The following is a 21,514-nucleotide window of genomic DNA, read 5'->3' as shown; positions in this document are numbered from 1 at the left end:
TTGCGGGGTCGTCGGAGGGGTTTGGACCGGATGCATTTTCCGGTCGAAATCAATTGACAGTTGAAATCTTCGGGAATAGCTTTCGCCTAGATTGAGGGGAACAGGTACATATGGCTGCATCGAAATTCATCACGCCTTATGTCGGTCACGGCGAAAAGGCAGGCGCGGTGCGCAAGATCACCGTGTCGATTCCGTTGCATGTCCTGCGTCTGCTTTCTGACGAGCGCACTCGCCGTCAGGTCAACAATCTTCGGCACGCCACCAACAGCGACCTGCTGGTGGAGGCGTTCCTGCACGCTTTTACTGGGCAACCACTGCCAACTGATGAGGAGCTGAGACGAACCATGGCCACTGCCAAGAAAACCGCTGCAAAGAAACCGGCCGCCAAGAAGGCGCCCGCCAAGAAGACCGCTGTGAAGAAGGCCGCCGCGAAGAAGCCGGTTGCCAAGAAGCCGGCCGCCAAGAAGGCCGTCGCCAAGAAGGCCGCCCCGAAGAAGGCTGCCGCCAAGAAGCCGGCCGCCGCCAAGAAGGCTGCCGTCAAGAAGGTTGCTGTGAAGAAGGTTGCCGCCAAGAAGGCGGCCCCGAAGAAGGCTGCACCGGCCAAGGTGGTCAAGGCCACCACGGCCGCCAAGGTCACCAAGAAGTAAGCACTAGAAAACCAACGAGCGGTATCGACTTTCTCTCCCTGCGGTGCCCAGCGCAGGGAGGGTACTTCGAAGAGCGATTCGTCCCGGCCCCGGCTGGGACGCTTCGTTTTTGGGAGGCCAAAAGGCCGGATTCACCGCGGTTCCCGATTTGCCGCAAAGCCGCATTGGGGGTAAGTTGTGCGTACTCGCGCCGCGCACGTCCAGGGGGACGGCCGCTCCTACAGGGGGAAAAAAGCGCGGGTATCTCATGCCAATCGGTGAACGTCCCATGGATACCCGTTCCAGTTCTATGCGCGCGCATGCGCGCGGGGCCGTCCGGCCCACCTTGCTGGCCGTTGTCGCCATCATCGTCCTGTTGGCGGTCGCCAGCTGGTTCCTGATCATCCAGCCGCACCAGGAGCTGATGATGCAGGACGCCGGCGGCCACCCGTCCACGCCGGTTTCCACCGACAAGATTTCCGTGCCTCCGCCGGCCAACGTCGAGGCGATGGACGTGAACCAGCTGCTGGCCGAAGCGCGCAAGGCGATGAACGACCATCGCGTGCTCGCCCCGGCCGGCAACAACGCGTTCGAGTTCTACCTCAAGGCGCTGGAGAAGCAGCCGGGCAATCCAGTGGCGACCGATGCGCTGCGCGAGACGTTCCCCTTCGCCGCCAGCGGCGCCGAGCAGGCGATCAACGGACGCGATGTCAACGAGGCGCAGCGTCAGATCGACCTGCTGGCCAAGGCCGACCCGGCCAACTACACGGTGACCATCCTGCGGTCCAAGCTCGATGCCCAGCGCAAGCTGCTGGACAAGGAACAGCAGCAGGCGCTCGACCAGCAGCGGCAGCAGCAGCTCGCTGCCGAAAAGGCCGCGGCGGACAAGGCGGCGGCCGAGAAGCTCGCGTCGGAGCAGAAGGTCGCGCAGCAGGCCGAACCGCAGAAGCCCACCGCGCAGGCGCCGGCCGCCCAGCAACAGGTCGCCGCCGCCGAGGCCAAGCCTGCCTCCGAGGCCGCGGCCGCCACCGAGCCGGTGCTGATCCGCACGGTGCAGCCGCGCTACCCGACCCAGGCGCGCCGCGCCAACCTGGAAGGCTGGGTGGTCGTCAGCTACAACATCGACACCGACGGCAACGTCAACGGCGTCAAGGTGCTGGATGCGCAGCCGCGCCACTTGTTCGACCGCGAGGCGGTGGACGCGGTGGAGCGCTGGAAGTTCAAGCCGGCCACGCGCAACGGCGTGCCGGTGGAAGCCAACCGCCAGCAGCGCATCGTGTTCAAGCTCAACCAGTAACGCGATCGACGATGACGAAGAAAAGGCGGCGCTTTCCGGCGCCGCCTTTTTCATGCCCGCCGGATGGCTCAACGATGCCGTCGATGCCGGGGCGCGCGATTTCTGCTCGGCTCGGCCGGCGCACTGGCGGCCGGCGGGTCCTTCTCGACGCCCGCCCAGTCGACCGCGGGCAGGCCTAGCAGGCTGTCGAACACCATCGGCATCAGCCCCGAGGGCGTGGGCACGCCCGCGTTCCACAGCGTCACCACGCCGGCGTGGTACTTGGGGAAGAAGCCGATCATCGTGCGGTAACCCTCCACCGCGCCGGCGTGATAGATCAGCGTCTCGCCGCCGTAGGTGAATACCCGCCAGCCCAGCGCGTAGTGCGCGGCGCTGAGCCGGCCACTGCGCCAGGGCGAGGAGTGCAGCTCCACCGGGGTAGGGACGCCGGGCGTGTGCAGCACGCTCAGCGCCGCCGGCGAGAGCACGTCCGGGCGGCCGCCCATCTGCGCGATCAACCATTGCTCCATGTCGCGCAGGCTGGCGTTGACGCCCGCGGCCGGCGCGACGCGGTAGTAGTTTTCCTTCGGTTCGAACGGCACCCAGCCGCGCCGCGTGCGCCGATGCGGGCGCGCCCAGCTCTTGCTCGATTCGAGTCCGGCCCGGCCGTAGCTGGCGGTGGCCATGCCCAGCGGCAGGAAGATGCGCTGGTCGACCAGCTTGTAGAAGAAGGTGCCGGTCATCGCGTAGACCACGTCGCCAATCAGGCTGAAGGCGACGTTCTGGTAGCCGTAGCACTTGCCTACGCCGCAGGTCATGTCGACCTCGTCGAGCTTGCGCACCAGCTCCTCGTACGGGACGTCGTCCTCGAGCATGTTGTCGTAGGTGTTGCGCGGCAGGCCCAGGCGCTGGCCGAGGATGTCGGCGACGGTGGCCTGCTGGGTGTCGGGCACGTTCTTGAGCTTGAAGAACGGCAGCACGTTGACCAGCCGCGTATCCCAGGCCAGCTTGCCGTCCTGCACCAGCACGGCGGTGAGCCCGGTGGCAAAGGCCTTGGACAGCGAGGCGAGGCGGAACACGGTATCGGGCTTCACCGGCTCCTTGTCCGCCGCGTCGGCATAGCCGATGGTGCCTTCGAACACCACCTTGTCGTTGACCACGATCGCGGTAGCCAGCCCGGCGACAGCATCGCGCCGATCGAGTGCGTTGAGCCACTGGCGGTAGGACTCGAGCGTGGCTTTGACTCGTTCCGGCGGCAGGGTCTGCGTGGCCGTGTCGGCGGGAGCCGGAGTGGCCGCCGGGACGCGCGCCGATGCGGGGGTGGTTGCTGCGCCGAGCAGGCCGGCGATCAGCAGGGGAAGCGTACGAAGCTGCATGCCTGGAAGATCCGGCGCAATGCCGTGCTGATGGAAGGAGGGCTCGGCCGGGACGGCACGATGCGCTCGATTGTGGTGCAGTGGAGCCGGGTCCACAACGCGATGGCCGTCGACGGCCCAAGGCTCGCACGCCGGCTGCGAGGGTGCGGCCGGTGGCCGTGCCCATGCTAGGCTTTGCGCCCCACTCGAGGCTGGACTCCCCGTGAGCCTGCGCCACAACGCCCGCGCCGACGAACGCACCGGGTTGACCCTCGCCACGCTGGCCTTCTTCTTCGTGATGGCTGGCTATTACATGATCCGGCCGGTGCGCGACCAATTGGGTGGCGCGGTCGGTTCGCAGTCGCTGCCGCTGTTCTATGCGGTGACCTTCGCCGTGATGATGCTGCTGACGCCGGTGTTCGGCTGGCTGGTGGCGCGTTTTTCCCGTCGCCGCCTGCTGGCCTGGAGCTACAGCTTCTTCATCGCCTGCCTGCTGGCCTTCGTGCCGGCCTTCGTCGCGCAGGATCGGATCGGCGCGCGCATCCTCGGCGTGGTGTTCTACGTGTGGGTCAGCGTGTTCAACCTGTTCGTGGTGTCGCTGTTCTGGAGCTTCATGGCGGACATCTTCGAGAGCCGCCAGGCGCGCAGGGTGTTCCCGCTGATCGCGCTGGGCGGCATGGGTGGCGCGCTATTCGGTCCGCTGCTGACCCGGTACCTGGTGTACGCGCTCGGCGTGGCGCCGCTGCTGGCGGTATCGGCAGCGACGCTGGCGCTGGCGCTGTTGCTGCTGCTGAGCCTGTCCGCGCGCGACGAGCAGGCCGGCGAGGGGCACGCCGCGCAGCCGATCGGGGGATCGCTCTGGGCCGGCGTGCGCGAGCTGTGGTCGCGGCCGTTCCTGCGCTACATGGCCGTGCTGATGCTGTTGGGCGATGGCATCGGCACGCTGGCGTACGCCTTGATGGCCGACTACGCCAAGGCGCATTTCGTCGATCGTGTCGCCCGCACCGCTTTCTACAACGACCTGGACCTGGTCACCAACCTGCTCGGCGTCGTGCTCCAGCTGAGCCTCACCCGCTGGGTGCTGGTCCGCTTCGGCGCCGGCTGGGGGCTGGTGCTGCCGGCGCTGGTCAATGTGGGCCTGCTCATGCTGGTGGCCGTTTTCGGCACCGGCGACTTGCGCATCCTGGGCGCTCTCGTGCCGATGCTCGCGCTGGTGCTCGTGGCCACGCGCGGTTTCGCCTACGGCATGACCAAGCCGGCGGTCGATACGCTGTACACCCGAGTGCCGCGCGAGACGCGCTACAAGGGCAAGAACTTCGTCGAGACGGCGGTGTGGCGCTTTGGTGACGTGCTGGTCACCAGCGGCGTGAGCCTGCTGGCCTGGGCCGGTGTGGGCGTGGGCGGACTGGGGCTGATCGGCGTGGGCGTGGCGACGGCGTCGGCGTGGGTGGCGCGGCTGGCCGGGCGCGCGCCGGACCTGGCGAAGGATTAGCGGCTGCACCTTCCCGAACAGGGAAAGGCAATGCGTCACTCCCAGGGTGATGTAGCGCTCAGCTGGTGATGTAGCGCTGCAGTTGCTCGATCTGCTCGGCCTGCACGTCGATCACGGCCTTGACCAGGTCGCCGATCGAGATCACCCCGACGACCCGCTGGTGCTCGATGACGGGCAGATGCCGCACGCGGCGGTCGGTGCACAGGCGCATGCAATCGAACACATCGGTTTCCGGCGAGACGGTGAGCGGGGCGGCGCTCATGATGTCGGACACTGCGGTCTGTGCCGAAGAGCGGCCCTGCAGGATGACCTTGCGCGCGTAGTCGCGCTCGGACACGATCCCGGCCAGCCGGTCGCCCTCCATCACCACCAGGGCGCCGACGCGGCGTTCGGCCATCTGCCGGATCGCCTCCAGTACCGGTGCGTCCGGTGCGATCGCGTAGACGTCGCTGCCTTTGCCCTCGAGCAGATGCCTTACCTGACGCATGCCTTGGCTCCTCACCCGGCCGCGGCCGGCCGCGTGGGACGAGTCTAGCGCCGCGGCGTCGGCGTGGTGTCAAGGGGCCGGTGGCCGATCCATGCAGCTGGCCAGCCGCTCCTCTTCCACGAAATACAGCGGGCGCTGCTTGCTCTCGGCATAGCTGCGGCCCAGGTATTCGCCGATCACGCCCAGCGCCAGCAACTGCACCCCGCCGAGGAACAGGATCACCAGCATAAGGGTCGGATAACCGCGTACCGGGTCGCCCCAGATCAGCGCCTTGGCCAGCACCCACACGCCGTACACGAAGGCCAGCATCGATGAGCCCAGCCCGACCCAGGTAGCCAGCCGCAACGGTGCCGTGGAAAAGGAAGTGATTCCCTCGATCGCAAGCTGGGTCAGCCGCCAGTAATTCCACTTGCTGCGGCCCGCCTGGCGCGGCTCGCGCTGGTAGCGCACGGCAGTCTGGCGGTAGCCGATCCAGGCGAACAGGCCCTTCATGAAGCGCTGGCGCTCGCGCAGGCGCGCCAGTGCGTCGAGCGCACGGCGGGAGAGCAGGCGGAAGTCGCCGGTATCGCGCGGCAGCGGAGTGTCGGAGAAGCGTTCCATCGCGCGATAGAAGCCGGCCGCGGTGAGACGCTTGAGCCGGGTCTCGCCGGCGCGTGCGCTGCGGGTGGCGTAGACCACGTCGAAGCCGGCGCGCCATTGCGCCACCAGTTCGGGAATCAATTCCGGCGGGTCCTGCAGGTCGGCGTCGATCGCCACCGCTGCGCCTTCGGTCACGTGGTCGAGCCCGGCGGTGAGCGCGGCCTCCTTGCCGAAGTTGCGCGACAGCTTCAGGGCCCGCGCGCGGCCGTCACTGGCGAGCAATCGTTCAATCAGCGCCCAGGTGCCGTCGGTGCTGCCGTCGTCGACGTAGAGTACGGCGCTGTCCAAGGGTAGTGCGTCGAGCACGCGGGCCAGGCGCTCGTGGAAGACATCGAGAACGGCCGCTTCGTTGAACGCGGGGACGACGATGGTGAGTTCGCTCATGGTCAGTGTCCTCGCCGCGGGCGCGGGGGATGGGTGGCGTCGAGGTAGCCGGGGCCGCCGAGCTGCTGCATCTGCCGCTCGATCCACTGGGTGCGGCGCTGCACGTAGGCGCTGGGCTGGTCGGCATGCAGGCGGCGCGGGCTCGGCAGCACCGCGGCCAGGCGCGCGGCCTGGGCGGGGCCCAGCCGCGCGGGCGGCAGGTGGAAGTACGCTTCGCTGGCCGCGCCCACGCCGTAGATGCCATCGCCCAATTCGGCGATGTTCATGTAGACCTCCAGGATGCGCCGCTTGGGCCAGGTCAGCTCGAGCAGCACGGTGAAGTACGTTTCCAGCCCCTTGCGCACGAAGCTGCGGCCGTTCCACAGGAACAGGTTCTTGGCCGTCTGCTGGCTGATCGTGCTGGCGCCGCGCAGGCGGCGGCCTTCATCTGCCTCGTCCAACGCATTCTGGATCGAGTCGAGGTCGAAACCGTGGTGGAACGGAAATTTCTGGTCCTCGCCGGCGACCATCGCCAGCGGCACGTAGGGCGACACCTGTGACCACGGCACCCAGTGCTGGCGCAGGTGGAAGTCCCGCTCGCGGTGCACCAGCGCACCCAGCCGCCGCTCCATCATCACGGCCGAGGTCCACGGCGGAACGAAGCGCAGAACCAGCACCATCAGCCATGACAGGGCCAACCAGGAGACCAGTACGATCGCGGCGATGCGCAGCAGGCGGCGGAGGGCGGTGCGCGGTGCGGGCATCGTCGGGAGCGGCCTCGGGTGGCGGTGGCTTCGTGAGTATAAGCGGGGCGCCTGCGGCCATTGTCCCTGGCCGCCGCGCCCCCATCTGGGTGGTTTCCCTGCGCAGAGGTAAGGGCTTCGTGGAAACCGTGCTTGTCGAGGACGTGCTGCATCGCTTCGTGCTGGAACGCGCCGGTGTGCGCGGCGTGCTGGTGCGGCTGGGCGCTGCCTGGCGCGAGGTGGCTGCCCGTGCCGACTATCCGCCGCCGTTGCGCGACCTGCTCGGCCAGAGCCTGGCGGCCAGCGCGCTGCTCACCGGCAACATCAAGTTGGAGGGTGCGCTGTCGATCGAACTCAAGAGCAGCGGCGCACTGCGCCTGCTGTTCACCGAATGCAGCGACCAGGGCCGCCTGCGCGGCCTGGCGCGCTGGAGCGACCCGCTGCCGGAGCCACTGGATCTCTCGGCGCTGCCCGGCGCGGTGATGGCGATCACCATCGGCCACGCCGAACGCGGCCAGCGCTACCAGGGGCTGGTGGAACTGAGCCAGCCGGAACTTGCCGGTGCGCTTGAAAACTACTTCCGCCTCTCCGAGCAGTTGCCGGCACGGCTGCTGCTGGCCACCGACGGCGAACACGCGGTCGGCCTGATGCTGCAGAAGCTGCCCGGCGAAGGCGGCCACGGCGTGGTGGAGGACGAGGACGCCTGGGGCCGCGTGCTGCACCTGACCGGCACGCTCGGTCGCGAAGAGATGCTCGGCACCGCGCCCGAGCAACTGCTGTACCGGCTCTACCACGAGGAAACCGTGCGGTTGTTCGAGCCGCGTCCACTCGTGTTCGGCTGCAGCTGCTCACGCGAGCGCGTCGAGTCCATGCTGCGCTCGATCGGTCGCGAGGAAGTGGAAGCCGCCCTGGCGGCCCGTGATGGCGAGATAGAGGTGATCTGCGAGTTCTGCGCGCAGCGCTACACCTTCGACCGCATCGATGCCGAACACCTGTTGAGCGGCGGGATCAGCGCCGATACCTCGACCACGGCGCAGTAGCGCGCATCGCCGGCGAACGAGCCGGCGACTAGGCCACGGCCGGCGTCGGATCGGCCGGGAGCCATATGCCGATCGGCTGCGGGCGGGCGAACAGGAAGCCCTGGCCAAAGCGGCAGCCGACGCGCATCAGGGCCTGGCGCTGGTACTCGTCCTCGATGCCTTCGGCGATCACCAGCATGTTCAGCGAATCGGCCAGCACCTGGATCGCCCGCACCACGGCCAGGCCCTGGCTTTCGCCCTCGCGCGGCAACTCGGTGATGAACGAGCGGTCGATCTTGAGCGTCTCGAACGGATACTGGTGCAGGTAGCTCAGCGAGGAGTAGCCGGTGCCGAAGTCGTCCAGCGCGACCCGTACGCCGCGGCTGCGCATGTTTTCCAGGATGCGCTTGACCTGCGCGGGGTTGTCCAGCAGCGCGCGCTCGGTCACCTCGATGCGCACTTGCCGCGGCGGCAGGCCGTGCTCGGCCAGCAGGGCGAGCAGGCGGGCGTCCAGGTCAGGCACCCGGAAGTGGCGGCCGGAGACGTTGATGCTGACGAAGCCATCCTTGCCCAGCAGGCGGGGCGCCTGCACGCAGACCTGCTCGAAGATCTGCCAGTCGATGCTTTCGGCGCAGCCGGCCTCCTCGGCGATCACCAGGAACTCGCCCGGGGCGAGCAAGCCACGGTCGGGATGGTGCCAGCGCAGCAACGCCTCGTAGCCGACCACGCGGCCATCCTCCAGCGCGACGATGGGCTGGTAGAAAGGCACGAACTCGTTGCGCGCCAGGCCACGGCGCAGGTCGCTTTCGAGCTCCAGCAGGGACAGCGCCTCGCGGCGCAGGCGGTCGTCGAACACCGCGGCGCGATGGCGGCCTTCGTCCTTGGCGCGGTACATCGCGGCGTCGGCATCGCGCAGCAGTTCTTCCGGCTTCTGGTAATGCGGGCCGGGCAGGGCCACGCCGATGGAGGCCGAGGTGAAGATCTCCTTGGCGCCGAGCCGGAAAGGGGTCTGCAGCTCGCTGATGACGCGCTCGGCGACGACCACCGCAGTGGCCGGGTCGCTGATGCCCTCGAGCAACACGGCGAATTCGTCGCCACCCAGCCGGGCAACCACATCACGGGTCTTCAGGCAGGCGCGGATGCGTCCGCCTACCTGGAACAGCAGATCGTCGCCGACCAGATGGCCGACGGAGTCGTTGATGACCTTGAAGCGATCCAAATCGATGAAAAGCACCGCAAACCCGGCCTCGGGCTCGGATCGATAGCGTTCCAGCGCCTGCTCCATGCGCTGCAGCAGCAGGGTGCGGTTGGGCAGGCCGGTCAGCGAATCGTGCAGGGTTTCGTATTTGAGGCGGCGCTCCACGCGCTCACGCTCGGCGATCTGCTCGCGCAGGTCGCGGTTGGCCAACGCCAGCGCGCGGGTGCGCTCGGTGACGCGCCGCTCCAGGCCGGCGTAGGCCTGCTTGAGCGATTCGGTGGTGTGCTTGCGTTGCAGCGCGTTGGCGATGTGGTAGCTGACGAAGGTGAGCAGCTCCTGGTCGCGTTCGTTGTAGGTGTGCTCGGGGGTGTAGCTCTGGACCGCCAGCGCGCCCATCACCTTCTCGCCCCAGACCAGCGGCACGCCCAGCCAGCACAGCGAATGGGCGCCCTGGCGCTCGATCTCCCCCAGCGCGGTCAGCCGCTCCAGCTCGCCCGAATCGGCCAGCAGCGGCTTGCCGTGGCGCAGCACGTACTCGGTCGCGCCGCGGCCATGCAGGCGCGGGGCTGGCACGTTGTCGACCTCGTCGATCGAGTAGGGGAAGGTCAGCTGGCCGCTCTCTTCGTCCAGCAATGCGATGTAGAAGTTGCGCGCGTAGATCAGGCCGCCGATGACCCGGTGCACCGCTGCATAGAAGGTGTCCAGTCCTTCCGAGGTGCTGGCCAGTTCGGCGATGCGGAACAGCGCCGCCTGCAGCCGCTCGCCACGCTGGCGTTGCAGCACCTGCTGGCGCAACACGCGGTTGGCCTCGCGCAGGGCGGCGGTGCGGTCGGCGACACGGCGTTCGAGCTCGGCCTGGGCCTGGCGCTTTTCCAGCGCGGTCTGCACGTGCTGGGCGACGTAGCTGAGCAGTTCGCGGTCCTGCGGCGTGTACTGGGTGTCGGCGCGGTAGCTCTGGATCACGATGCCGCCGACCACCTTGCCTTCGCGCAGCAATGGCACGCCGAGCCAGTGCTCGCAATCCGGGCCGATCCGCACGAGCCGGTTGCCGACGGTGCGGTTGAGCTCCTCGATCGAGCCCATCATGGCGCGGCCGCCCTTGAGCAGGTTCCAGGTCAGGCTGTGTTCCAGCTCGGCCAGCGGAGCGCTGCGCTCGGGCGAGGGCGGATCGCGGTCGGCGGCGTCGGCGTAGTAGGGGAAGCGCACGCTGTCGGTGGCTTCGTCGTACAGCACGACGTAGAAGTTTTCGGCGTACATCAGGCTGCCGACGATGGCGTGCAGCGAACGCATCATATGGGTCATGTTGCGCTCGGTGCCCGCCTGCTCGGCGATCGCGAACAGCGCGCGCTGCAGGCGCTCGGCAAGCGCCAGGCGGGAGATCGCCTCGTACAGGCGGGCCGTCTCGGCCTGCTGCCGCAGCCGGGTGGTGGCCAGGCGGCCGAACCAGGACAGCCGCTCTCGCAGCGGCTGCGCCAGCGGCACTTCCGGCTCCAACACCAGCACGCGCAGGCCTTGCGGATCCTCGGCCAGCTCTATCCGTCCGCTGGACGTCGGCGCTTCGTCCCCGCCCAGCAGTCGCCAGCCCAGGCGGGCACGGACATGCCAGTCCGAGAGCAGGGTTTCGCACACGGCGGCCACGCCGGCAGCGTCCGGTGCGCCGAACAGCCGTTCCACGGCCCGGTGCAGCGCTTCCCGGTCGGCCGGGAACGGCAGGGGCTCGCGGGAGGGTGGCACCGGGCTCATTTTGCGGTTCTCGGTTTCCGTGGCGGGCCGTAGCGCGACTATATCCTGCGACGCGGTCCTGGCGGAGCCGGGTTTGCCTTGATTTTCATTTGGACGGAACCCCAGTTTCACGCCACGGTCCATACCCGGGGATATGTGGCTGGGTTCACCATTTCGGCGACCGCCAGGGGGCCGTGGGGTGTTAGGTAAACGTAAAGCGGGCTATACTCTCCTCCATCGAATTCCCCCAGTCACCGAAAGACCAGACTCACGATCATGCGCCGCCTGCTGCCACTGCTGACCTTGCTCGTGCCGCTCGCCGCGGCAGGGCAGTCGCTGGACGGCGACACGCACGCGCTGGCACAGCAGCTGCTGCGCCAGACGCCTGACCAGATGGCCGACTTCGGCCAGGGCGTGGTGGTGCCGCTGTGGCGCGGCCATGACGGTCGCATGCTGATGTTGAAGGCCGACGCACAGCCGTCCGTGCCGGGTCAGCAGGGCGATGCGCCGCTTGCCTTCCAGGCGGTTGACGCTGGCAGCGTGATGTCCAGCACCTTGCAGTACGGCCTGGATCCGAACCTGCAGATCCACGCCGGCGTGAGCGAGCACAACTGGGTCTCGCGCGGCCCGCGGGTGATCGGCAGCGAGATCGGCGCCACCTACAACCTCGGCCGCTATAGCGTGGGCCTGAGCGTGGGCGCGGACTCGACGCCCGACCAGCGCCTGCCGCGCGTATTGCCGGGCGCCACGCCTGGCGTCAACGGCTTGCCGGATTTCGACAGCAGCGCCCAGCTCAACGCTCGCGGGCGCGTGGCCGTGGGCGGACAGAGCGGCATCGACCTGGGCGCCAGCGTGGGCCGCATCCGCCTGCTGCCCGGCAACGTGCTGGGCATCAACACCCTCGACCAGAAGGCGCTGAGCTTCGGCGTCGACCATGGCCCGCTGAGCGGCACCCTGATCGGCCGCACCATGCAACCGGCCTTGCCCGGTGGCTTCTATGGCGACAAGCGCTGGAGCAGCATCGATCTGGGCGTCACCCTGCGCCTGCCCTGGCAGGGCGAGTTGAGCATCGGCGCGCAGAACCTTTGGTCATCCGGCTCCTCGGTGCCGACACCGTCGGGTCCGGAGCCCGACCAGTCGCGCACGCCGTACGTGCAGTACCACCAGGATCTGTAGGACTCTGCTCGTTCCAAGAAAAAGGCCGTCGCAAGCGACGGCCTTTTTTTGTTGATGCCGATTCGGTGCGGTCAATCGGCCTTTCGGCGGATGCGCAGGTCCCCGCTGAAGGTCTCCACGTGGATTCGGCCGCGGGCGCCGGCGATCTCTGCGTTGAGTTCGCTGCCGGGGCCATGTTCGTGCTTGCTGACCTTGCCGAAATCACTTCGCAAGTCTCCGCTGAAGCTGCTGGCCTGGATCGCTGCCGACAGGTTCGAAGGCACCTGGATCTGCACGTCGCCGCTCATGCTGTCGATGTCGAGGCTGCCGCGGTCGGCAACGGCGCCACTGACCTGCACGTCGCCGGACACGGTGCTCAGGTTGAACTTCTGCCAGGGCCCGCCGGAAGCCTGGATCCTTCCCGAAACGGTTTGCAGGTCGGCGTTGCCGCCCAGCGCAGGCGCGAGGATGTCGCCGCTGACCGTCTGCAGGTGAGCGCGTTCGGCGTGGCCGGACTGCTGCACCGTGCCGCTCACGGTGTCGACGGTGAGCATCGGCGTGCGGGCATCGACACGCACCCGGCCGCTGACCGAGTTGACCGAGATCTCGCCGCCATCCATGCCGTCGATGCCCAGGGGCGCGCTGACCACGTTGACGTCCAGCCTGGCGCCTTTGGGTACGTGGAGCTCGAGGCTGGTTGGGCCCATCGCGTTGTCGCCGTTCCAGTTGAACCAACCGTGCGAACCGCCCTGCGGCTTGACCTTGATTTCCAGGTCGCCGTTGTCGCCCTCGATGACCAGCGGCGCCGCGCCATTGCCGAGCGTGCCGCCGACTTGGACTTCATTGCGATCCCAGGCGACGATGGTGACCTGGCCCTTGACGTTGCTTACGCTGACGCGCGCATCCGGCGAGGCGGCGTGGCGCAGGTTGATGGGCGTGTCGGCAAGCGCCTGGCCGATGCAAAGGGCGAGCAGCAGGGGAAGATAGCGCGCGGTTTTCATGATGACTCCTGGATGTGTCTCAGCCTGCCTGCTGGTCGAGCTGGCGCAGCCGCGATTGCTGTTGCCGGGTGCGCGACAAGAGCCGCTGCAGCGCCGGTGAATGGGGGGCCTGCTCGATCGCCTGCTTCAGTTCCAGATTGGCCGCATCGAGCACGACGGCCGCACCGGCGAGGCGCGGATCGCCCGGTTTCCATGGCGCCTGCGTGGCCGCAATGGAGTTTTGCGAAGGAGCGGGCAACCTGTCCTGGCGCAGGGAGAGTCCTACTGCGAGCAGACTCAGGCCGGCGAAACTGGCGGCAAGCAGCCAGCCCGGGCGCGCGCTGGATCGGGCCGCGGGCTGGGCCGGCTCCAGCGCGGCGTCGATACGCGTCCACAGATCCGCCGAAGGCGTGACGGGCGCACGCAGTTCGCGCAACTGGCGACGCCATTCGAATTCGTTCATGAGCGTTCTCCGGGTCCGAGCATCCGGCGCAGCAGCGCGCGTGCGCGATGCAGCTGTGCCTTCGAGGTACCGACGGCCATGTCCAGTTCGCTGGCGATTTCCTCGTGGCGCCAGCCTTCCACGTCGTGCAGCACGAGCACCGCCCGCGCGCGGGGCGGCAACTTGGCGATGGCGCGCTCGAGCTCCTCGCGTTCGGCGGCGCAGAAGGGCACCTCGCCGGGATCGGGCAGATCGTCCTCGCCGACGAAGCCGACCGGCTGGGCACTGCGCGAGCGGATGTCCATCAGCGCCACGTTCACCGCCAGCCGATACAGCCAGGTGCCGAAGGCGCTCTCGTGGCGAAACTCGGCGAGCTTCTGCCAGGCGCGCACGAAGGCGTCCTGGGTAAGGTCCTCGGCACGCGCGTGGTCGTATCCGGCCAGCCGGTACACCGCGCCGTAGATGCGGTCGACATGCTGTCGGTAGAGCCGCTGGAATGCCTGACGGTCACCCTGGGCCGCAGCGCGCGCATCATCGGCGTCGGCGGACCACGCTACGGGCGGTGGCGGCATCGGGCTTCCGGTGGCGAGGCAGGCGGTGTCCATCTTGCCAGCTTGGATGCGTGAAGTTGGCCCAGCGTTTAACCGCGGCCCCGCCTCTCGCCCGGAGAAGGGACGATCGACGGTCGCCAGGGGCCTTGCCCATCCCTACGCGAAGTCCCCTTCCTCCCCTCGAGGGGGAAAAGTGAGGTTGGTGTTGGCTTGCCCGCCGGCGGCGGGGCGCAGCGGCGATACCCGGCCCCTCTCTCGGGAGAGAGGGGCTTGAGCGCTCCGACTCAGGCGGTGGCGGCGCGGGGCGCGGTATCGGCAGACAGGCCGCTGGCCACGCGCTGCTGCTCCTGGCGCAGACGCACCGGCAGGCGAGGACCGAAGCTGTCCAGGTATTCGCCGATGGCGCCGAGCTCGGCCTGCCAGCCGGCCGTGTCGATGTCCAGCAACTCGGCGGCGGCCTCCCGCGACAGGTTCACGCCCTCGAGCTTGAGCTCGCCCTCGGCCGGCACGATGCCGATCGGCGTTTCGACGCCGCGCGCCTTTTCCTGGACGCGGTCGATCATCCACTCCAGCACGCGCAGGTTCTCGCCGAAGCCGGGCCACAGGAACTTGCCGTCCTTGCCCTTGCGGAACCAGTTGACGTGGAAGATCTTCGGCAACTTCATGCCCGGCTGGTCGAACGACAGCCAGTGCGCGAAGTAGTCGCCGTAGTGATAGCCGCAGAACGGCTTCATCGCCATCGAGTCGCGGCGCAGCACGCCGACCGCGCCGGTGGCGGCGGCGGTGGTTTCCGAACCCATTGCAGCGCCCATCAGCACGCCGTGCGCCCAGTCGCGCGCTTCCATCACCAGCGGCAGCAGCGAGGGACGGCGGCCGCCGAAGACGATCGCGCTGATCGGTACGCCCTGTGCGTCCTCGGCCTTTTCCGACCAGGTCGGGCACTGCCTGGCGCTCACGGTGAAGCGCGAGTTCGGGTGCGCCGCCGGGCCGTTGGCCGGGTCGTACGGACGACCCTGCCAGTCGGTGACAGGCGTGCCGGGCAGGCCTTCCCACCAGGGCTGGTTGTCGGCGGTGACTGCGACGTTGGTGAAGATGGTGTCGCGCGATATCGACTTCAGCGCATTGGAGTTGGTCGCGGTGCTGGTCCCCGGCGCGACGCCGAAGAAGCCTGCCTCCGGATTGATCGCATACAGGCGGCCGTCCGCGCCCGGGCGCATCCAGCAGATGTCGTCGCCAACGGTCCAGACCTTCCAGCCGTCCTTGCGATAGCCCTCCGGCGGAATCAGCATCGCCAGGTTGGTCTTGCCGCAGGCCGAGGGGAAGGCGGCGGCGATGTAGTGCGTTTCGCCATTGGGGTTCTCCAGGCCGACGATCAGCATGTGCTCGGCCAGCCAGCCTTCGTCCCGGGCTTGGTTGGAGGCGATGCGCAGGGCATGGCACTTCTTGCCGAGCAGCGCGTTGCCGCCGTAGCCGGAGCCGTAGGACTTGATCGTGCGCTCCTCCGGGAAGTGCATGATGAAGCGGCGTTCGGGGTCGAGCTCGCCGGTCGAATGCAAGCCCTTCACGAACGCCCCTTCCCGCTCGATGCGCTCCTGCGCCGCCTTTCCCATGCGCGTCATGATGCGCATGTTGGCGACCACATAGGGGCTGTCGGTGACCTCCACCCCGCAGCGCGAAAGCGGCGAGTCGATCGGGCCCATGCAGTACGGGATGACGTACATGGTGCGGCCTTCCATGCAGCCGTCGAACAGCGCGTCGATTTTGGCGTGCGCCTCGGCCGGATCCATCCAGTGGTTGTTCGGGCCGGCGTCGTCCCGGTTCCTGTGGCAGACGAAGGTCAGGTGCTCCACGCGCGCCACGTCGGACGGGTTGGAGCGGTGCAGGTAGCAGCCCGGGTGGGTCTGCTGGTTGAGCTCGATCAGGGTGCCGTCGGCCAGCATCTCCTGGACCAGTTGCTGGTATTCGGTCTGCGAGCCGTCGCACCAGTGGATCCTCGCCGGTCGCGTGCGCGCCGCCACCTCGTTCACCCAGCGCTCGAGCGCTTCCAGCTTGCTGGCCATGATGTCCTCTTCAAGGTCTTAGGAAAAAAGGGTTCCGGAACGCTAGTTTGCGTGCACTGGTATTGCAAGGTTCGGTGCAGCAAAAGACGCGCGCAGGCGTGCGCAACCCGCCCTCTCCGAAAGGGTTATCAGGCAGGAATCAATGTCGCGATCATGTGTTCCACGTAGGCGTCGAAGTCCTCGTGGCTGATGCGTGGCAGGCCCAGCGTGAAGTTGAGCTGCAGGAAGCCGACGTAGGCGGCGTAGGTGAGCCGGGCGCGGTTGAGCGCCTGCGCGGGCGGCAGGCCTGCCTCGCGGAAGGCGGTGGCGAGAAACTCGGTGCGCCGCTGCGATACGCGCGCCATCACCGGCACCACCAGCGGGTGGTCCAGTGCCTTGAGCAGGGCGGCGTAGACGCGGTGCGGCTGCAGCTCGTGCGCGACGCGGCGGAACAGTTCCGGCAGGCGCTCGCGCGGGTCGGCGATGGCCTCGATCTGCGCGATCACTTCGCGCTCGCCGTAGTGCTCCCAGCGTTCCAGCGCCGCCTGCAATAGCGCCTCGCGGGTGCGGAAATGCCAGTAGAAGCTGCCCTTGGTCACGCCGAGCCGGCGAGCCAGCGCCTCTACCGCCAGCGCACCCACGCCCTGTTCGGCGATCACATCGAGGGCGGCGTCTTCCCAGTTCTCGGCGGACAGGCGCGTGCGTTCGGGCTTGCTGCTGGCATTCATTGGCGCATGGTAGCGCTTAGGCGAGGGCGGGCGACAGGCGGTGGACGGCGTCCGGCGGTTGACGGCCATCGGGCGAGCACTCAATACTCATGCGTATGGTAACTGTCCGTACATCCATGGTGACCAGCCACGACGGCCTGCCGCTGGCGGTCGACATCCGCGGCGACGGTGCCCCGACGCTGCTGTTCGCGCACGGTTTCGGCCAGACCCGCGGCGCCTGGAACGGCGCGGCCGACGCCCTCGCGGCGCTCGGCTGCCGCTGCGTGAGCTTCGACAGTCGTGGACACGGCCAGAGCGGTCGGCTGCCCGGCGGCGACTATCACATGGACCAGTTCGCCGGCGACCTGCTGGCACTGGCGCAGGCCCAGTCGCAGGCGCCGGTTCTGGTCGGTGCCTCGATGGGCGGTCTGCTCGGTCTGGTGCTGGCCGGAGAGATCCGCCCCGCGCCGTTCCGCGCGCTGGTGCTGGTGGACATCACGCCGCGTTGGGAGGCTGCCGGGGTGGAGCGCATCCTCGCCTTCATGCAGGCCCATCCGGACGGTTTCGCCGGCTACGCCGAGGCCGCCGAACGGGTCGCCGCCTACCTGCCGCAGCGGCGCGAGCGCAAGCGCGAGGATCAACTGCGCCCGCTGCTGCGGGAGGGCGCGGACGGCCGCCTGCGCTGGCATTGGGATCCGGCTCTGCTCGAAGGCGTGGTGCGCGAGAGCGAACGCTACCAGCCGCGCCTGCTGGCCGCCGCGGCGCGCGTGGATGTGCCGGTCCTGCTGCTGTCGGGCGAACGCAGCGACGTGGTCTCGCGTGACACGGTCGGCGAGTTCCTGAAACTGGTGCCGCACGCCCGCCACGTCGAAGTGGCCGGCGCCACCCACATGCTCGCCGGCGATGCGAACGACGCCTTTACGCGTCAGATCGCCGCCTTCATCCAAGCTGTTTTCCCGGGCGGCGCCACGTGCCGGCCGGCCATTCCGCAAGAGGTGCATTGAAATGTCCGTGTTCCTGACCTTGCTGGCTGCGGTCGTCGCGACCGGCGCCTGCGCCTACCACCGCAGCAGCCTGCGCACCTGGGCGATCGCTACGCTGGCGGCCACGCTCGTGGTCGGCCTGCTGGCCCACGCGCCGGTAACCACGACCGTGCTGCTGGCTATCGAGCTCCTGGTCGCCGTGCCGCTGCTGTTGCCGACCTTCCGCCGTCGCCGGATCAGCGCACCGCTGCTCAAGCTGTTCGCCCGCGCCACGCCCACGCTCTCGGCCACCGAGCAGACTGCGCTGGAGGCCGGCACGGTCGGCTTCGAGGGCGAATTGTTCTCCGGCAAGCCGGACTGGAGGGTGCTGCTTTCCCAGCCCAGGCCGGAGCTGAGCACCGAGGAACAGGCCTTCCTCGACGGCCCGGTGGAAGAGCTCTGCGCGATGATCGACGACTGGCAGATCACCCACGAACTGGCCGACCTGCCGCCGCAGGTCTGGGAGTTCATCAAGAAGAACAAGTTCTTCGGCATGATCATCCCCAAGCAATACGGCGGTCTGCAGTTCTCCGCACTGGCTCACTCGGCCGTGCTGCAGAAGCTTTCCACCGCCTCGGCGACAGTGTCCTCCACCGTCGCGGTGCCCAATTCGCTCGGCCCGGCCGAACTGCTCCTGCACTACGGATCGGAGGAACAGAAGAACCACTACCTGCCGCGCCTGGCGGTGGGCGAGGAGATTCCCTGCTTCGCGCTGACCGGCCCGTACGCGGGCTCCGACGCCACCTCCATTCCCGATTACGGCATCGTCTGCAAGCAGATGGTCGACGGCGTCGAGACATTGGGCATCCGGCTCACCTTCGACAAGCGTTACATCACGCTGGCGCCGATCGCCACGGTGATCGGCCTGGCCTTTCGCATGTACGACCCCGAGCACCTGCTGGGCGACAAGGAAGACCTGGGCATCACCCTGGCGTTGCTGCCGCGCTCCACGCCGGGGCTGGAAATCGGCCGGCGGCACTATCCGCTCAACATCCCGTTCCAGAACGGCCCGGTGCACGGCAAGGACGTGTTCGCGCCGCTGACCACCATCATCGGCGGTCCGCACATGGCCGGGCAGGGCTGGCGCATGCTGGTGGAGGTGCTTTCGGTCGGCCGCGCGATCTCGCTGCCTTCCAACGCCACCGGCGGGATGCGCGCCTCGGCGGCCGCCACTGGCGCCTATGCGCGGATGCGCAAGCAGTTCGGGCTGGCGATCGCCCGCTTCGAGGGCGTGGAGGAAGCGCTCGCGCGCATCGGCGGCCTGACCTACGCCACCGCGGCGCTGTCGCGCGCCACCGCCGCCGCCGTCGACCGCGGCGAGAAACCCGCGGTGACCTCGGCGATCGCCAAGTACCACGCTACCGAATGGGCACGCCAGGTCGCCGGCGACACCATGGACGTGCACGGCGGCAAGGCGGTGCAACTGGGCCCGAAGAACTACGCGGGGCGAGGCTGGGAAAGCGTGCCGATCGCGATCACGGTCGAGGGCGCCAACATCATGACGCGCAGCCTGATGATCTTCGGCCAGGGCGCGATCCGCTGCCATCCGTACGTGCTCAAGGAGATGCAGGCGCTGTCGATCGCCGACTACGGCGAGAAGCTGCGCACCTTCGACCGGCTGCTGTTCGGCCACCTCGGTTTCGGCATCTCCAACGCAGTGCGCAGCTTCGTGCTGGGCGTCACCGGCGCCTCGATCGGGCAGAGCGCGGGCGATGCCTATACGCGGCGCTACTACCGCAAGCTCGACCGCTACTCGGCCGCGCTGGCGCTGTGCGCCGACGTGTTCATGGGCGTGCTCGGCGGCAAGCTGAAGTTCAAGGAGAAGTTGTCGGCGCGGCTGGGCGACGTGCTGTCCTACCTGTACATCGCCAGCAGCATGCTCAAGCGCTACGAGGACACCGGCCGTCCCGAGGCCGACCGTCCGCTGCTGGCCTGGGCCTTCCACGAGTGCATGTGGCGCACGCAGATGGCGCTGGACGGCGCGATCCGGAATTTCCCGGTCAAGCCGGTCGGTTTCCTGCTGCGCGTGCTGGTGTTCCCGTTCGGCCGCCGCGAAGTGCCGCCGTCGGACCGACTGGGCCGGCGCGTGGCCGCGATCCTCACCGCGCCGGGCGAGGCGCGCGACCGGCTGGTCGACTGGGTCTACCTCAAGCCCACGCCGAACAACACGATCGGCCGCATGAACGCGCTGCTGCCCGACGTCATTGCGGCCGAGCCGGTCGAGCGCAAGTTCGGCAAGGCGTTCAAGGCCGGCCAGCTCAAGGCGCACGACTACGACGGCCAACTGGCCGAGGCGGTGCGCGAAGGCGTCATCACCGAAGTCGAGGCCGCGCTGCTCAAGCGCGTGCACGATGGCGTATTCGAATTCATCTCGGTGGACGACTTCGATCCGGCCGAGCTCGGCGCGAAGGTGACGCGGGCGGATCGCAAACAGGAGGCGCAACCGCAGAAGCGCATCGCCTGAGCGTGCCCCGGGGACCTCTCCCCGGAAGGGGGAGAGGAGGAAGCCGCCGCCTGTACACGATAGACGGGTGCCGGGCGAGGCCCTAGGCCGCCAGCACGCAGCGGTCTTGCGGGAGGGCTCCGGTGCCGTTGCTTCCACCATGCGAGTCTCGCGTGTTTCGGGTGGTCGAGTTCCACCTCGTCCGTGCGAGCGCCGCGGTCGGCGGATCCGGGCCAGATGAGCCGGCCGGCCGATGGCATGGATAGCGCGACGGGCTTCAGTCGCGGGTGCGCCACCGGACAGGCGGCACGATCAGCCCGCGCCGCACGGCGACCCACAGCAGCACGGCCGAGACGGTCAGGCACAGCGCCAGCGCCACGACCGAGGCTTCCGCGCCGAACACGCCGCCACTCAGCCAGTCCGGGCCGCTGCGGGTGGAAACCAGCCAGCCATCGGCCTTCAGACCGGAGACCGGGATGCCGTAGACCGTGCCCTGGCAGAAGTTCCAGGCCGCGTGCAGGCCCATGCAGACCGGCAGCGAGCGGGTGACGATGTAGAGCAGGCCGAACAGCAGGCCGGCCTCGATCGCGATCGCCGCCGAACTCCAGAGGGTGGCGCCTGGATTGCCTGCATGGGCGAAACCGAAGAACAGCGCCGAGACCAGCAGCGCCGCCCAGCTGCCCAGGCCTTCCTCCACGAGGCGGAACAGCGCGCCGCGGAACATGATCTCCTCGCCGATGCCGGCACCGATCCCCACCATCAGCAGCGCGGTCAGCCAGTTGGCGTGCGGATTGAAGCCGGTGACGTGGTAGACGCCGAGCAGCCACAGCACGCCGACCACGGTGCTGAACAGCAGCGTGCCCGCCGCGAGGCCGAGCAGGGCGCGCGACGGGGCGTTGCGCGACAGCAGTTCGGTCGGTTTGCGTCGCTCGACCAGGCAGACCAGCACCAGGTAGGCCACCAGCGCCGGCACGATGCGGCCGATCATCTGGCCCAGGCCCACCTGTAGCGGCGTGCCGCCGTGTGTCCAGCCCAGCGCATGCATGGCGATCGTCACCAGCTTCACGCACGGGATGAACAGGGCCACGAAAATCAGCAGCCGCGCGAGCGGCGAAAACACCAGCCAGCGTTTCCAGCCGGGCGTACCCGCGGGTGTGGCGAAAGCGACCTGTTGGCCGGGAACGATCATGGGAGCCTCCGTGATGGGGAGCGCGCAGTCTCCCGTTCTGGGCGGCCGTTACCGCCTGCCATCCGT

At 68.4% G+C, this 21,514-nt stretch carries 18 protein-coding genes; 7 read left to right on the top strand and 11 right to left on the bottom strand.

Annotated elements, in window-relative coordinates:
• The first annotated feature begins 110 nt into the window (after positions 1–110).
• Together metJ and VGU65_RS12165 are read left to right on the top strand one after the other, a co-directional pair.
• Positions 111–647 (top strand): met regulon transcriptional regulator MetJ, encoded by a 537-nt coding sequence (gene metJ, locus VGU65_RS15600; protein ID WP_327478162.1) that lies wholly within the window; start codon positions 111–113, stop codon positions 645–647.
• Positions 648–915: 268 nt separating this feature from the next.
• Positions 916–1,923, top strand: coding sequence for an energy transducer TonB (locus VGU65_RS12165; protein ID WP_327476064.1), 1,008 nt, complete (start codon positions 916–918; stop codon positions 1,921–1,923).
• Positions 1,924–1,991: 68 nt separating this feature from the next.
• On the opposite strand, the gene VGU65_RS12160 is transcribed toward VGU65_RS12165, so the two are convergent.
• On the bottom strand, positions 1,992–3,278 hold the full coding sequence (locus VGU65_RS12160; protein ID WP_327476062.1) for a serine hydrolase domain-containing protein: 1,287 nt from the start codon (positions 3,276–3,278) through the stop codon (positions 1,992–1,994).
• Positions 3,279–3,480: 202 nt separating this feature from the next.
• On the opposite strand from VGU65_RS12160, the gene VGU65_RS12155 reads away from it, so the two are divergent.
• Positions 3,481–4,749: an NTP/NDP exchange transporter gene (locus VGU65_RS12155; RefSeq protein ID WP_327476060.1), complete on the top strand. Its 1,269-nt coding sequence runs from the start codon at positions 3,481–3,483 to the stop codon at positions 4,747–4,749.
• Positions 4,750–4,807: 58 nt separating this feature from the next.
• Here VGU65_RS12155 and VGU65_RS12150 read toward each other — a convergent pair whose 3' ends face one another.
• The 3 genes from VGU65_RS12150 to mtgA all read right to left on the bottom strand — a co-directional run bounded on the left by VGU65_RS12150 (position 4,808) and on the right by mtgA (position 7,002).
• Complete coding sequence (locus tag VGU65_RS12150) at positions 4,808–5,236, bottom strand: CBS domain-containing protein (RefSeq protein WP_327476058.1); 429 nt, start codon at positions 5,234–5,236, stop codon at positions 4,808–4,810.
• A gap of 69 nt (positions 5,237–5,305) precedes the next feature.
• Positions 5,306–6,259 (bottom strand): glycosyltransferase family 2 protein, encoded by a 954-nt coding sequence (locus VGU65_RS12145; RefSeq protein ID WP_327476056.1) that lies wholly within the window; start codon positions 6,257–6,259, stop codon positions 5,306–5,308.
• Between the two features lie 2 nt (positions 6,260–6,261).
• The gene (gene mtgA, locus VGU65_RS12140; RefSeq protein WP_327476054.1) at positions 6,262–7,002 is read right to left on the bottom strand and encodes a monofunctional biosynthetic peptidoglycan transglycosylase; all 741 of its coding nucleotides are present in this window, start codon (positions 7,000–7,002) and stop codon (positions 6,262–6,264) included.
• Positions 7,003–7,121: 119 nt separating this feature from the next.
• Here mtgA and hslO point away from each other — a divergent pair, with 119 nt between their 5' ends.
• On the top strand, positions 7,122–8,021 hold the full coding sequence (gene hslO / locus VGU65_RS12135; protein ID WP_327476052.1) for an Hsp33 family molecular chaperone HslO: 900 nt from the start codon (positions 7,122–7,124) through the stop codon (positions 8,019–8,021).
• Between the two features lie 28 nt (positions 8,022–8,049).
• Here hslO and VGU65_RS12130 read toward each other — a convergent pair whose 3' ends face one another.
• Positions 8,050–10,941 (bottom strand): bifunctional diguanylate cyclase/phosphodiesterase, encoded by a 2,892-nt coding sequence (locus tag VGU65_RS12130; protein ID WP_327476051.1) that lies wholly within the window; start codon positions 10,939–10,941, stop codon positions 8,050–8,052.
• A 255-nt stretch (positions 10,942–11,196) separates the two neighbouring features.
• Here VGU65_RS12130 and VGU65_RS12125 point away from each other — a divergent pair, with 255 nt between their 5' ends.
• Positions 11,197–12,096 carry a hypothetical protein gene (locus tag VGU65_RS12125; RefSeq protein ID WP_327476049.1) on the top strand — a complete coding sequence of 300 codons (900 nt, stop codon included), beginning with the start codon at positions 11,197–11,199 and terminating at the stop codon, positions 12,094–12,096.
• A gap of 71 nt (positions 12,097–12,167) precedes the next feature.
• Here the strand turns inward: VGU65_RS12125 and VGU65_RS12120 are convergent, their stop codons facing one another.
• The 5 genes from VGU65_RS12120 to VGU65_RS12100 all read right to left on the bottom strand — a co-directional run bounded on the left by VGU65_RS12120 (position 12,168) and on the right by VGU65_RS12100 (position 16,815).
• Entirely contained in the window at positions 12,168–13,076 is a 909-nt protein-coding gene (locus tag VGU65_RS12120; RefSeq protein ID WP_327476047.1) for a DUF4097 family beta strand repeat-containing protein, read from the bottom strand.
• Positions 13,077–13,095: 19 nt separating this feature from the next.
• The gene (locus tag VGU65_RS12115) at positions 13,096–13,518 is read right to left on the bottom strand and encodes a hypothetical protein (RefSeq protein ID WP_327476045.1); all 423 of its coding nucleotides are present in this window, start codon (positions 13,516–13,518) and stop codon (positions 13,096–13,098) included.
• The gene (locus VGU65_RS12110) at positions 13,515–14,069 is read right to left on the bottom strand and encodes an RNA polymerase sigma factor (RefSeq protein WP_327476043.1); all 555 of its coding nucleotides are present in this window, start codon (positions 14,067–14,069) and stop codon (positions 13,515–13,517) included. Before VGU65_RS12110 ends, VGU65_RS12115 begins: the two co-directional genes overlap by 4 nt.
• A gap of 263 nt (positions 14,070–14,332) precedes the next feature.
• Positions 14,333–16,108, bottom strand: coding sequence for a phosphoenolpyruvate carboxykinase (GTP) (locus VGU65_RS12105; protein WP_327476042.1), 1,776 nt, complete (start codon positions 16,106–16,108; stop codon positions 14,333–14,335).
• 128 nt (positions 16,109–16,236) lie between these two features.
• Positions 16,237–16,815, bottom strand: coding sequence for a TetR/AcrR family transcriptional regulator (locus VGU65_RS12100; protein WP_327476041.1), 579 nt, complete (start codon positions 16,813–16,815; stop codon positions 16,237–16,239).
• Between the two features lie 116 nt (positions 16,816–16,931).
• Here VGU65_RS12100 and VGU65_RS12095 point away from each other — a divergent pair, with 116 nt between their 5' ends.
• Both VGU65_RS12095 and VGU65_RS12090 read left to right on the top strand, forming a co-directional pair.
• A complete protein-coding gene (locus tag VGU65_RS12095; RefSeq protein ID WP_327476040.1) occupies positions 16,932–17,798 on the top strand; it encodes an alpha/beta fold hydrolase in 867 nt (288 codons plus the stop codon).
• A gap of 1 nt (position 17,799) precedes the next feature.
• Positions 17,800–20,280 (top strand): acyl-CoA dehydrogenase, encoded by a 2,481-nt coding sequence (locus tag VGU65_RS12090; protein WP_327476038.1) that lies wholly within the window; start codon positions 17,800–17,802, stop codon positions 20,278–20,280.
• A gap of 256 nt (positions 20,281–20,536) precedes the next feature.
• Here the strand turns inward: VGU65_RS12090 and VGU65_RS12085 are convergent, their stop codons facing one another.
• Positions 20,537–21,448 (bottom strand): CPBP family intramembrane glutamic endopeptidase, encoded by a 912-nt coding sequence (locus tag VGU65_RS12085; protein WP_327476036.1) that lies wholly within the window; start codon positions 21,446–21,448, stop codon positions 20,537–20,539.
• Positions 21,449–21,514: the final 66 nt, after the last annotated feature.

It is taken from the genome of Frateuria sp., from assembly GCF_035943815.1.
Lineage (GTDB): Bacteria > Pseudomonadota > Gammaproteobacteria > Xanthomonadales > Rhodanobacteraceae > Frateuria_A.
Note: the sequence above shows the minus strand (reverse complement) of the source record. Positions and strands in the feature narration are given on the sequence as shown.

Coding starts and splice junctions, on each gene's coding strand:
- metJ (WP_327478162.1), top strand. CDS start 111: ATGGCTGCATCGAAATTCATCACGCCTTATGTCGGTCACGGCGAAAAG.
- VGU65_RS12165 (WP_327476064.1), top strand. CDS start 916: ATGGATACCCGTTCCAGTTCTATGCGCGCGCATGCGCGCGGGGCCGTC.
- VGU65_RS12160 (WP_327476062.1), bottom strand. CDS start 3,278: ATGCAGCTTCGTACGCTTCCCCTGCTGATCGCCGGCCTGCTCGGCGCA.
- VGU65_RS12150 (WP_327476058.1), bottom strand. CDS start 5,236: ATGCGTCAGGTAAGGCATCTGCTCGAGGGCAAAGGCAGCGACGTCTAC.
- VGU65_RS12145 (WP_327476056.1), bottom strand. CDS start 6,259: ATGAGCGAACTCACCATCGTCGTCCCCGCGTTCAACGAAGCGGCCGTT.
- mtgA (WP_327476054.1), bottom strand. CDS start 7,002: ATGCCCGCACCGCGCACCGCCCTCCGCCGCCTGCTGCGCATCGCCGCG.
- VGU65_RS12130 (WP_327476051.1), bottom strand. CDS start 10,941: ATGAGCCCGGTGCCACCCTCCCGCGAGCCCCTGCCGTTCCCGGCCGAC.
- VGU65_RS12125 (WP_327476049.1), top strand. CDS start 11,197: ATGCGCCGCCTGCTGCCACTGCTGACCTTGCTCGTGCCGCTCGCCGCG.
- VGU65_RS12120 (WP_327476047.1), bottom strand. CDS start 13,076: ATGAAAACCGCGCGCTATCTTCCCCTGCTGCTCGCCCTTTGCATCGGC.
- VGU65_RS12115 (WP_327476045.1), bottom strand. CDS start 13,518: ATGAACGAATTCGAATGGCGTCGCCAGTTGCGCGAACTGCGTGCGCCC.
- VGU65_RS12110 (WP_327476043.1), bottom strand. CDS start 14,069: ATGCCGCCACCGCCCGTAGCGTGGTCCGCCGACGCCGATGATGCGCGC.
- VGU65_RS12105 (WP_327476042.1), bottom strand. CDS start 16,108: ATGGCCAGCAAGCTGGAAGCGCTCGAGCGCTGGGTGAACGAGGTGGCG.
- VGU65_RS12100 (WP_327476041.1), bottom strand. CDS start 16,815: ATGAATGCCAGCAGCAAGCCCGAACGCACGCGCCTGTCCGCCGAGAAC.
- VGU65_RS12095 (WP_327476040.1), top strand. CDS start 16,932: ATGGTGACCAGCCACGACGGCCTGCCGCTGGCGGTCGACATCCGCGGC.
- VGU65_RS12090 (WP_327476038.1), top strand. CDS start 17,800: ATGTCCGTGTTCCTGACCTTGCTGGCTGCGGTCGTCGCGACCGGCGCC.
- VGU65_RS12085 (WP_327476036.1), bottom strand. CDS start 21,448: ATGATCGTTCCCGGCCAACAGGTCGCTTTCGCCACACCCGCGGGTACG.